10 protein-coding genes are annotated in these 11,667 nt (G+C 69.4%); 5 read left to right on the top strand and 5 right to left on the bottom strand.

The window, feature by feature from the left end:
- Window positions 1–151: 151 nt before the first annotated feature.
- From proS to J5226_RS20315, 5 genes are all read left to right on the top strand, one after another.
- The gene (proS, locus tag J5226_RS20335) at window positions 152–1,483 is read left to right on the top strand and encodes a proline--tRNA ligase (RefSeq protein WP_215836544.1); all 1,332 of its coding nucleotides are present in this window, start codon (window positions 152–154) and stop codon (window positions 1,481–1,483) included.
- Between the two features lie 34 nt (window positions 1,484–1,517).
- On the top strand, window positions 1,518–2,807 hold the full coding sequence (argH, locus tag J5226_RS20330) for an argininosuccinate lyase (RefSeq protein WP_215836542.1): 1,290 nt from the start codon (window positions 1,518–1,520) through the stop codon (window positions 2,805–2,807).
- Window positions 2,804–4,015, top strand: coding sequence for a glutamate 5-kinase (proB, locus tag J5226_RS20325; protein ID WP_215836540.1), 1,212 nt, complete (start codon window positions 2,804–2,806; stop codon window positions 4,013–4,015). Before argH ends, proB begins: the two co-directional genes overlap by 4 nt.
- The gene (locus J5226_RS20320) at window positions 4,012–5,292 is read left to right on the top strand and encodes a glutamate-5-semialdehyde dehydrogenase (protein WP_215836538.1); all 1,281 of its coding nucleotides are present in this window, start codon (window positions 4,012–4,014) and stop codon (window positions 5,290–5,292) included. The genes proB and J5226_RS20320 overlap by 4 nt, the downstream gene beginning before the upstream one ends.
- Before the next feature lie 635 nt (window positions 5,293–5,927).
- On the top strand, window positions 5,928–8,207 hold the full coding sequence (locus J5226_RS20315; RefSeq protein ID WP_215836527.1) for a CocE/NonD family hydrolase: 2,280 nt from the start codon (window positions 5,928–5,930) through the stop codon (window positions 8,205–8,207).
- A gap of 188 nt (window positions 8,208–8,395) precedes the next feature.
- Here J5226_RS20315 and J5226_RS20310 read toward each other — a convergent pair whose 3' ends face one another.
- From J5226_RS20310 to J5226_RS20290, 5 genes are all read right to left on the bottom strand, one after another.
- A complete protein-coding gene (locus J5226_RS20310; RefSeq protein ID WP_215836525.1) occupies window positions 8,396–8,836 on the bottom strand; it encodes a hypothetical protein in 441 nt (146 codons plus the stop codon).
- Entirely contained in the window at window positions 8,833–9,339 is a 507-nt protein-coding gene (locus J5226_RS20305) for a hypothetical protein (protein ID WP_215836523.1), read from the bottom strand. The genes J5226_RS20310 and J5226_RS20305 overlap by 4 nt, the downstream gene beginning before the upstream one ends.
- A gap of 340 nt (window positions 9,340–9,679) precedes the next feature.
- On the bottom strand, window positions 9,680–10,603 hold the full coding sequence (locus tag J5226_RS20300; RefSeq protein ID WP_255322867.1) for a pirin family protein: 924 nt from the start codon (window positions 10,601–10,603) through the stop codon (window positions 9,680–9,682).
- The gene (locus tag J5226_RS20295; protein WP_215836521.1) at window positions 10,600–11,013 is read right to left on the bottom strand and encodes a DoxX family protein; all 414 of its coding nucleotides are present in this window, start codon (window positions 11,011–11,013) and stop codon (window positions 10,600–10,602) included. The genes J5226_RS20300 and J5226_RS20295 overlap by 4 nt, the downstream gene beginning before the upstream one ends.
- Window positions 11,014–11,036: 23 nt before the next feature.
- Window positions 11,037–11,645, bottom strand: a complete 609-nt coding sequence (locus J5226_RS20290; RefSeq protein ID WP_215836519.1) for an FMN-dependent NADH-azoreductase — start codon at window positions 11,643–11,645, stop codon at window positions 11,037–11,039.
- Between the last annotated feature and the right edge of the window lie 22 nt (window positions 11,646–11,667).

Below are 11,667 nucleotides of genomic sequence, written 5' to 3'. Positions count from 1 at the left end.
TTGCGAGAGGACAGGGATCCTCCGGTCGCGCCCGCGCAGAGCGCGCGGCGAACGCCACCGCCGGCGGATCCCTCAGGCGTCCTTCCGATGAAGGACTTCGCGTTGGGAAATCCGGCCGCCGTCGCGGCCGGGCGTTCGGAGTAGAACCGCCATGCGTCTGTCGCGTTATTTGCTGCCCACCCTGAAGGAAAACCCCGCCGAGGCGCAGATCGCCTCGCACCGTTTGATGCTGCGCGCCGGTCTGATCCGGCAGGAAGCCGCCGGCATCTACTCGTGGCTGCCGGCCGGCCTGCGCACGCTGCGCAAGATCGAAGCCATCGTGCGCGAGGAAATGAACCGCGCCGGCGCGCTCGAACTGCTGATGCCGACCCTGCAACTCGCCGACCTGTGGCGCGAGAGCGGCCGCTACGACGCCTACGGCCCGGAAATGCTGCGCATCCGCGACCGCCACGAGCGCGAGCTGCTGTACGGACCCACCAACGAGGACATGGTCACCGCGATCTTCCGCGCCAACGTGAAGAGCTACCGCGCGCTGCCGATGAACCTCTACCACGTGCAGTGGAAGTTCCGCGACGAGCAGCGCCCGCGCTTCGGCGTGATGCGCGGCCGCGAGTTCCTGATGAAGGACGCGTACTCCTTCGACGTGGACGAGGCCGCCGCGCGTCGTTCCTACCAGCGCATGTTCGTCGCCTACCTGCGCACCTTCGCCCGCATGGGCATCCGCGCGATCCCGATGCGCGCCGAAACCGGCCCCATCGGCGGCGACCTCTCGCACGAATTCCTGGTGCTGGCGCAGACCGGCGAATCGGCGGTGTACTGCGACCAAGCCGTGCTCGACTTGCCGATCCCCGGCGCCGGCGTCGATTACGACGGCGACCTCGATCCCATCGTCCAGCAATGGACCGCGCCGTACGCCGCGACCGAAGACGTGCACGATTTCGAGCGCTTCGAACGCGAAGTGCCGGCCGAACGCCGCTTGCAAACGCGCGGCATCGAAGTCGGGCAGGTGTTCTACTTCGGCACCAAGTACTCGGCGCCGATGAAAGCGCTGGTGACCGGCCCCGACGGCGGCGACAAGCCCATCCACGGCGGCTCCTACGGCATCGGCGTGTCGCGCCTGCTCGGCGCGATCATCGAAGCCGGGCACGACGACGCCGGCATCGTTTGGCCCGACGCGGTGGCGCCGTTCAACGTCGGCATCGTCGACCTCGACCCGGGCGACGCTCACGTCGGCGAAGTCTGCTCGAGCATCCTCGGCGCGCTGGAGGCGATGGGCCTGGACGCGTTGCACGACGACACCGACGAGCGCGCCGGGGTGAAGTTCGCGCGCATGGATTTGCTCGGCCTGCCGTGGCAGCTGATCGTCGGCCGCCGCGGCCTGGGCGAGGGCACGGTGGAGCTTAAGCGCCGCGCCACCGGCGAACGCCTGACCCTGGCGCCGCACGACGCCGTCGCCCACATCGCCAACCATCTTTCTTCCTGATCTCTCTTCGAACCGCATCCGAGCGAACGCCCCCATGTCCGATCTGCTTTGGCAAAAACCCGGCGTCAAAGTCGACGCGCGCATCCAGAACTTCCTCGCCGGCGAGGACGTGATCCTCGACCGCGAATTCTTCGTGTTCGATATCCAGGCCAGCCGCGCGCACGCGCAGGGCCTGCAGCAGATCGGCATCCTCAGCGCCGAGGAACTCGACGGCCTGTCGCGCGAACTCGACGTGCTGGCCGAGGACTTCAAGGCCGGCCGCTTCGTCCTGGACGAGCGCTTCGAAGACGGCCACTCGGCGATCGAAGGCCGCTTGATCGAACGCCTGGGCGACGCCGGCCGCAAGATCCACACCGGCCGCAGCCGCAACGATCAGATCCTGGTCGCCACGCGCCTGTGGCTGAAGGACCGCTTGGCGCGCGTCTACGCGCTGTGCGTGGAGACCGCCGAAGTCGCGCTGGCGCGCGCGGCGGCCGAACGCGATCTGCCGCTGCCGGGCTACACCCACTTGCAGCGCGCCGTGGTCTCCAGCGCCGGCATGTGGTGGGCGGCGTGGGCCGAAGGCTTCATCGACAACTCGGTGCGGGCCAAGCAAACGCTGGACTGGGTCGATGCCAACCCGCTCGGCAGCGCCGCCGGCTACGGCGTCAACCTGCCGCTGGCGCGCGACCACACCACCCAAGCGCTCGGCTTCGGCCGCATGCAGGTGGCCGCGGCGTACGCGCAGCTCTCGCGCGGCAAGTTCGAGCTCGGCGCGATCGACGCGCTGTCCACCGCGCTGCTCGACCTGCGCCGGTTGGCCTGGGACCTGAGCCTGTTCACCAGCGCCGAATTCGGCTTCGTCGCCTTGCCGGCCGAATACACCACCGGCAGCTCGATCATGCCGAACAAGCGCAACCCCGACGTGATCGAACTCATGCGCGCCAGCTACTCCGCCGTAGCCGCCGCGCGCACCGAGATCGAACACCTGCTGTCGTTGCCCTCGGGCTACCACCGCGATCTGCAATTCTCCAAGGGCGCGATCTTCCACGCCTTCGGCCGCGGCCTCGGCGCGCTGGAGCTGCTGCCCGACCTGCTGCGCAACCTGGAATGGAAGCCGCAGGCGATGCGCGCCGCGCTCGATCCGTCGATGTACGCCACCGACCTCGCCGTCGATCTCGCCCGCCAAGGCCTGCCGTTCCGCGACGCCTACAAGCAAGCGGCCGACCCGGCGCGCTGGGCGCAAGGCGATCCCGAAGCCAGCCTCGCCGCGCGCGTCTCGCCCGGCGCCGCCGCCGATCTGCGCCTCGAGGTGCTGCAAGCGCGCTTGAAGGACCTCACATGAGCGCGGCGGCAAAGGAGTTTTCCGCGCAGCCTTTGCCGCCCTGGCGCCGCGCCGTGCTCAAGGTCGGCAGCAGCCTGCTGGCAGGCTTCGAAGGCGGCGGACTCGATCCGCGTTACGCCGCCGGGCTCGCGCGCTTCATCGAAAGCGCGCGCGAGCAACAGCGCGAAGTGGTGCTGGTGTCGTCCGGCGCGGTTGCCGCGGGACGCAGTCGGATCAAGACCGGCGGCGACGGATTGGTGCTGCGGCAAGCGCTGGCCTCGCTCGGCCAAGCCTCGCTGATCGCGTTCTGGCAGCAGCTGTCGAGCGTGCCGGTCGCGCAAGTGCTGCTGACCCACGACGACCTGCGCAACCGCCGCCGCTACCTCAACGCCCGCGCCTCGCTGCGCGAGTTGCTGCGCTTGGGTGCGTTGCCGGTCATCAACGAGAACGACACCGTCGCCGTCGATGAGCTTAAGCTCGGTGACAACGACAATCTCGCCGCGGCGGTCGCGTCCTTGGTCGATGCCGATCTGCTGCTGATCGCGACCGACATCGGCGGTCTCTACAGCGGCCACCCGCAGCGCGATCCGGCCGCGCGGCCGATCGAGCGCGTCGCCGCGGTCACGCCCGAGCTGCTGATCGCCGCCAGCGGCGGTGCCGGCGCGCTCGGCACCGGCGGCATGCGCACCAAGCTCGAAGCCGCGGCCAAGGCGGCCACGGCCGGCGTCGCCACCGCGCTGTTTTGCGGGCGCGATAGCGACGTGGTGGGCGCGCTCGCCGACGGCACGTTGCACGGCACCTTGGTCGCCGCGGGCAGCGACCGCCTGCGCGCGCGCAAGCAATGGCTGCGCCACGCGCCGGCCAGCGGTTGCCTGCGCATCGACGCCGGAGCCGCCAACGCGCTGCGCGTGCGCGGCGCTTCGCTGCTGCCCGGCGGCGTGGTCGCGGTCGAAGGTGAATTCCGCCGCGGCGACGTGGTCGAACTGCGCGTGGCCGAGCAGGGCGATGCGGTCGGGCGCGGGCTGGTGCAGTACAACTCGGCCGAACTGGCGCGGATCAAGGGCCGGCACAGTCGCGATATCGAGGCCGTGCTCGGCTTCGGTTACGGCGAGTCGGTGGTGCATCGCGACGATTTGGTGATGATCGGCGGTCGGACCGCCATCGATGCGGTGGAGGTGGGCGGAATCGAACCTGCGTCCGGGCCCGCCACTAACGAGGTTTCGCAATGAGCGGTTACGTACGAACCCTGGCCGAAGCCGCCCGCGCGGCCTCGCTGACCCTCGCCGCGCTCGACGGCGCCGAACGCGCCGCGTTGATCGCGGCGATGGCCGGGCAGCTCGACGCGCAGCGCGACGCGATCCTCGCGGCCAACGCCGAAGACGTAAGCCGCGGCGAAGCCGCCGGCCTCAGCGCCGCCATGCTCGACCGCCTGCGCCTGGACCCGCAACGCCTGGGCGCCATCGCCGACGCGCTGCGCGAAGTCGCCGCGCAGCCCGACCCGCTCGACGGCGTCACCCGCAGCGAAACCCGCCCCAACGGCTTGACCATCGAACGCCAGCGCGTCCCGCTGGGCCTGATCGCGATGATCTACGAATCGCGCCCCAACGTGACCGCCGACGCCGCTGCGCTGTGCCTGAAGGCCGGCAACGCCGTATTGCTGCGCGGCGGCTCGGAAGCGCGCGCCAGCAACGTCGCCATCGCCGCCGCCCTGCACGCCGCGCTGCGCGAACGCGGCCTGCCCATCGCTGCGGTATCGCTGATCGAAGACACCGCGCGCGAACACGTGCTGGAACTGCTGCGACTGTCCGACCTGATCGACCTGGCGATCCCGCGCGGCGGCGAAAGCCTGATCCGCTTCGTCGCCGAACACGCGCGCGTGCCGGTGATCAAGCACTACAAGGGCGTGTGCCACCTCTACGTGGACCGCGCCGCCGATCTCGATCTCGCGCTGAATCTGTTGGTGGACGGCAAGGCCTCGCGCCCCGGCGTCTGCAACGCGCTGGAAACGCTGCTGGTGCACCGAGACATCGCGCCCGACTTCGTACCGCGCGCGCTGGCGGCCTTGTCCGCGCGCGGCGTGCAAGTGCGCGGCTGCGAACGCACCCGCGCGTTGGCGACGCAGAGCGGCTTCGACGTGGCCATCGCCGACGACAGCGACTACGCCGCCGAGTACCTCGACCTGATCATCGCCGCCCGCGTCGTCGACGACCTCGACCAAGCATTGGCGCACATCGCCCAATACGGCTCCGACCACACCGAAGTGATCGCCACCGCCGACCCCGCGACCGCCGACGCCTTCATCCGCCGCACCCGCAGCTCCGCGGTGATGGTCAACGCCTCCTCGCGCTTCAACGACGGCGGCCAACTCGGTCTGGGCGCCGAAATCGGCATCTCGACCACGCGCCTGCACGCCTACGGCCCGATGGGCGTCGAATCGCTGACCATCGAACGCTTCGTCGTGCGAGGGGCAGGGCAGGTGCGTCACGCGGAATCGCTAAACCGCTGACGCACCGCGCGCGGCCGCCTGGGCTCCCTGTAGGAGCGGCGTAAGCCGCGACCGCAGAGCCCTCAATTCGCGCCGTAGGCCGGATTCGCGGGTCGCGGCTCACGCCGCTCCTACACGCCCCGTGTAGCGCCCCGGGGCCCCTGTAGTAGCGACGCAAGTCGCGACCGCGGGGTCGCCAGCTCGCGCCGCACGCCGGGATTCGCGGTCGCGGCTCGCGCCGCTCCTACAGGGAGCCCACAATCTACGTAACCATCGGGCTGGCGCATGTAGGAGCGGCGTAAGCCGCGACCGCGGAGCTCCCAATTCGCGCCGCAGCCCCGGATTCGCAGGTCGCGGCTCACGCCGCTCCTACACGCCCCGTGTAGCGCCCTGGGCCCCTGTAGGAGCGACGCAAGTCGCGACCGCGGGGTCGCCAGTTTGCGCCGCACGCCGGGATTCGCGGTCGCGGCTCGCGCCGCTCCTACAGGGAGCTCACAATCCACATAACCATCGGGCTGGCGCATGTAGGAGCGGCGTAAGCCGCGACCGCGCAGTCCCCAGCCCGCGCCGCAAACCATCCACCGCTCGCTGCGACGCAACGCACCTTCGCCGCATCCACTTCAACACCCGGCCCGCGGCCGTCAAGGATGAAACGAATGCTTCGCTACGTGCTCGCGCTGTGCTGGCTGGCTCTGTCCGTCGTATCGCCGGCCCGCGCCGGCGACTATCCGTTCCCCGCATTGACCGCGGACGACCGCGCGGGCTTGGCGCGCGCGGTGCCCGCGCTCGCCGAACAGGTGCTGGCCGATTACGCCGAGCCCAACCGCGCTGTTTATCTGACCAACCTCACCCGCCTGCGCCTGCTGGCCGGACAGCCGGCGCAGGCACGCCAGAGCCTCGCCGAACTGCGCGCGCTGCCGAACCCCGGCGGCCCCGCGCAACAGCGCGCGATCCTCGCCGCCTACGAGATTTACGCCCTGGCGAAGGAACGCCAGGCGCGCGAGGGCGGCGGTTTCGACGAAGCCTTCGTCGCGGCTTTCCGCGGCGCCTTCGCCGGTTTGGACGACCGCAGCGCCGCGCTGGCGTTGCGCGGGTTTTCTTCCGATCTGTTCGATGCGGACGGGCAACGCGCAGCGGTCGAACAGGCGCTTGGCGCGCGCAAGCGGCCGGACCGTCTGGACACCGCCGAAGCGCTGGCGCTGCTGCGCGCCTACCAGGTCGCGACGGTTTACCGCGACTTCGCCGGACGCGCCGCCGCGCTGGTCGCGCAAGACGACGCGCGCCGCTACCGGATCGAGCGCGACCTGCTCGTGCCCGCGCCCGACGGCGCGCGCCTGTGCGTGTGGGTCGTGCGCCCGCGCAACGCGCCCGAGCGCCTGCCCGCGCTGCTCAATTTCACCATCTACGCCGATCCCGGCACCTTGCTCAACGAAGCCCGGCGCAGCGCGTCCAACGGGTACGCGGGCGTCGCCGGCCTCACCCGCGGCAAAGGCTGCAGCCCCGACACGCCGGTGCCGTACGAACACGACGGCGCCGACGCCGCGGCGGTGATCGACTGGATCGCCGCGCAGCCCTGGAGCGACGGCCGCGTCGGCATGTTCGGCGGCAGCTACGAAGGCTTCACCCAATGGGCCGCGGCCAAGCACCGGCCGCGCGCGCTCAAGGCGATCATGCCGTCGGTGACCGCCGCGCCGGGCATCGACGTGCCCAAGGAAGGCGGCATCTTCTTCGGCTTCCCGCATTACTGGCCGTTCTACGTCACCAACAACAAAACCTTGGATCCAGCGCCGTACCGCGACCGCGCGCGTTGGCAACGCATGTTCGAACGCGGTTATCGCCAGGGCACCGCCTTCGCCGAACGCGACACGCTCGACGGCCAGGCCAACCCCTGGTTTCGGCGTTGGCTGGCGCACCCGGACTACGACGCCTACTGGCAGGCGATGATCCCGTACCGCGAAGAGTTCGCCGCCATCGACATCCCGGTGCTGACCACCACCGGCTATTTCGACGGCGCCCAGATCGGCGCGCTGTATTACCTGCAAGCGCACTACCGCTATCGTCCGCACGCCGAACACTATCTGTTGGTGGGCCCGTACGACCACATCAGCGGCCAGCGCGGCACCGTGGCGACCGGCGATGCCTTGAACGGCTACGCCTTGGACCCCGTCGCGCGCATCGACCTCGGCCGCGTGCGCTACCAATGGTTCGACCATCTGTTCAAGGGCGCGCCCAAGCCCGAATGGCTGCGCGACCGGATCAACTACGAAGTGATGGGCGCGAACGAATGGAAGCACGCGCCGTCGCTGGCGGCGATGGGGCCGCAGCGGCTGCGCCTGTACTTCGGCGCGGCGCTCGGCGACGGACGCTGGCGGCTGCAGCGCAAACCCGCATCCGGCGCCGCCACGCAGACCGTCGATCTGAGCGACCGCAGCGATGTCGATCGCGAAGCGCCGGGCGGCCGCATCGTGGACACCGCCATCGACACGGCCAACCGCTTGGTGTTCGTCAGCGATCCGTTCGAGCGCGGCGCGGAAATCAGCGGCCTGTTCTCCGGACAACTGCGTCTGCGCCTGAACAAGCGCGACGCCGACTTGCATATCGCGCTGTACGAATTGAACGCGAAGGGCGAGTACTTCGAACTGTCGCGCTATCAAACCCGGCTCAGCTACGAAGGCCACTTGCAACGGCGCATCCTGCTGCGGCCTGGACGCGAGCAACGCTTCGACTTCCTAGCCGGGCGGCTGACCAGCCGGCAATTGGCGCCGGGCAGTCGGATCGTGGCCTTGGTCGGGCCGGGCAAGTCCGTGGCCGACGAAATCAACTACGGCAGCGGCCGAACAGTAAGCGCGGAAACCCTGGCCGACGCGGGCGAACCGCTGCGTATCCGGTGGTCGGGCAAGAGCTACATCGAATTGCCGATGGCGGCGCAGGAGTGAGGCGAAGCACAAGCGCGACGGATCGCGATAAGCCGCTGCGCCGCGTCTTGCCTCCGGTAGGAGCGACGCAAGTCGCGACCGCGCAGCTTCGCCCACCGGCGCAACTCCACGCAAACCGCCATCGGCCAACCCACGCCGCTCAAACCTCAGTCGCCGGCCGCCTGGACAGGCCCAAGCATTCTCATCGCTCAGGGCTTCTTGGGTTCGTAACTGGAGTCGTTGTCGACCCAGATCTCCGTGCACTTCTTCGCCGCGTCGAACATGAAGTGAATATACGAATCGCCCTTGGCCGATTGCGCCGCCGACACCAACGGCGCTTCGGTGGTGGTGCAACTGACGCGCGCGCCGAACGCATTGGCCGCTGTGCACATCGCCGACGGCGTCGCCGCGCCCGAGGTGGCGTATACCGTGCAACCGATGCTCTGCTTGGCGTCGGTGCTGTTGCGGGCATAGCCGACATTGCCTTCGGCGTAATTGGTGCCAATGTCGACCGGGACGGATTGCTTGAAGCCGGCGTGGGCCGGCGCGAATGCGGCAACGACGGCGAAGGCCGCGAGACAGCCTGCGAGCGAATACTTCATGGCGTTGTTCTCCTGAAGAGGAATGCCCCGCGACGCGCGGGCGCTCAATTCACCCGCCCCGTCGCGCCGGCGCCGTTGTTCGAGTTGTAGAACAACACCGCGTTCGGCGAAGCCACCACGCGGTTCCAACCCAGCGAGAAGGCACCGTTGGGATAGGTGGTCAGCGTGGTGTGATTGCCCGCGCTGTCGAGCGTGCCGATGCCGCCGGCGCCGGTCTGCGCGTTGTAGAACAAGATGCCGTTGGGCGTGTAGACGATGCTGGTCCAGCCGGTCGCGAACGACCCGGCCGGATACGTGCGGATCGTGGTGTGGTTGCCCGAGCTGTCGATGCGGCCGACCCCGCCCGCGCCGTTTTGCGAGTTGTAGTAGAGCAGGCCGTTGGGCGTATCGACGATATGCGTCCAGCCGGTGGCGAACGCCCCCGCCGGCCACGTGCGCAGCGTGGTGAACGATTGCGCCTGCGCCGCTTGCAGCGGCAGCGCCAACGCCAGCGGAACCAACAACGAAGCCAACCAACCGGTCTTGTTCGCGATCGCGTTCGAGATGTTCATCGGTGCTCCTTTCCTGAGAAGTTCGCAGGGCGCGGCGGCGAGGGCGGGGAGAACGCCCCGCGTCGCGATGCCGCGCTCGGGCGAGGGTTCGCCGCGCGGCATGGGCGGATTCAAGCGGCGCCGGAACGGCGGCGGCAAGCCGACCTCGCGGTTGCTCAGATCGCGCGTGATGGCGCGCGCAGAGGATCGGAAAAGATCGAAAAACCGATGCGGCGAGTTACGGATCTGGAAACATCCGCGACGCCGCCTGCGTCGCAGCGGCAAGCGCGATGCGCGGCCCGAGCGAGGCCCGGGCCGCCTCGCCGGACAAGCCGCGTCTTGCCCACGGTAGGGCCACGCCTTACCGAAATACCGGAATGGTTCCGGACGCGGTCCGCCGGTCGCCCGCCGCGTCCAACTGCCGCTTCAATTCGGCGATGCGGCGCTCCCCGGCGGCGAGCGCGGTCGCGTTGGTATGCACGGAGTAGTGGCCCAAATGCAGCGGGAAGGGATGCGGCACCGCCGAACCCAGAACGAAGACGGCGTCCGCGGAGCCGGTGGCTTCAAGACGGATGCGCGTGTTTCCGGGCTCGAAGATCGCCATCTCGCCGGCATCGACCCGGTCGCTGTCGGTGCTCAGCGCGCCCTTCGCGAGCGCCAACCACGCCACGGTGTGTCCCGCCGGCGGTTGGTAGGTCCAACGCTCGCCGGGGCGCAGAGTGACGAGCAGATAGTTGAGGCCGTCCGGCGCGGGAACCGGGCTTTGCGCGTTCTCGTGGCGGCCGATGACGACGTGCGCGGGCCCGACGCGCGGCATGTCCTTGGATTCGACATAGCGGCTCACCGGCGTACCGTTTTCGACCGCCGGGGGCAGCGCGAGCCACAGTTGGAAGCCCTGCAGGCGCGGCACGTCGTCGACCAACATTTCCCCGCCATGCCAAACCCCGGCGCCGGCGCGCATCCATTCGACGCCGCCGTAACCGATCGTGCCCGAACCGTTCTCCGGATCGTCGTAACGCATGCGCCCTTCGGTGAGCACGGTGACGGTGGCGATGCCCGAATGCGGATGCAGCGGCATGCCCGCCATCATCGTTCGAAGGCCCGCCGCCTCCATGTCGAAGAGATCGAGAAAGACGAACGGCTTCAAGACTTCGCCCAGATCGGACGGACTCATCAGCCGCGCGATCGGACCCGAACCGCGGTGGCCGCGCGTCTTATGGACGATGTGGCGCAGCGCGGACCGATCCGGTTCGAACGCGCGCGCGTCCCGCATCGGCGCGCTCATGTCCGGCTCCCGCGCAACGCGCGCAGCGCATCGGCGATGCCCGCGCGTTGCAACCACGCCACCGACGCGGCGATCAGCAGCAAGATCAGCGCGGGCACGGGGCTGCCGCCGATGACGAACAGATGGACCGACACCGCGACGGCCATGGTCGCCGCCAACAACAGGCCGGCGAAACCCACGGTTCTCGGAAGCAACAGGCCGACCGCGCCCACCACCTCCACCACGCCGGTGACGACGCGGAACCACTGGCCGATGCCGATCCGGTCGAAGACGGCGACCATCGCCGGCACTGCCGCGAGCTTGGCGCCGCCGGCCGCGAGGAACACGGCCGCGGCGAGCGCGCGCAGCGTCCAGGAAACGAAACGGGCTGTCCCGCGAGGCGCTGCAGCCGTCGAAGACGAAGTGTTCATGACGGATCTCCGGTCGCGTCGCCTTAAGCGGCGAGCTGGTCGATTTCCACTAGGGCCGCCTTGATCGCGGCATCGCGCGCGGCCGGCGACAGCCCGACCCCTTCGGCGCGGATGAAGGTGATATCGGTGATGCCGAGGAAGCCGAGGAAACCGCGCAGATAGGTTTCCTGATGATCGAGCGGCGCGGCCGGCTCGCCCTCGCCGTAGCGGCCGCCGCGGGTCGAGGCGACGATCACCCGCTTGCCGCCCGCCAGCCCCTGCACGCCCTTGTCCGAGTAGGCGAAGGTCTGGCCGGGGACGGCCAGGCGGTCCAGCCACGCCTTCAGCTGCGAGGGCAGGGTGAAGTTGTACATCGGCGCGCCGAGCACGACGACATCGGCGGCGAGGAACTCCTCCAGCCACTGCGTGTTGCGCGAGACCTGCAGTTTGGCCAGATCGCCCTCGGGCGGCGTGCCTTGGAAGGCCAGGAATTCGGCGGCGGTCAGGTGGTTGGCCGGCTCGTCGGTCAGGTTACGGTGAACGATCTCCGCCGCGGGGTGGGCCTGGCGCAAGGAGGCGACGATGGCGGCGGTGAGCTGGAGGCTGATCGAGTGATCGCCGAGGATGCTGGAATCGATACGCAGAATCTTCATGGGATGGCCCTGGTATAAAATG

It is taken from the genome of Lysobacter sp. K5869 (assembly GCF_018847975.1).
Lineage (GTDB): Bacteria > Pseudomonadota > Gammaproteobacteria > Xanthomonadales > Xanthomonadaceae > Lysobacter.
The sequence above is the reverse complement of the archived record's forward strand: the minus strand, read 5'-3'. Positions and strand labels throughout refer to the sequence as shown.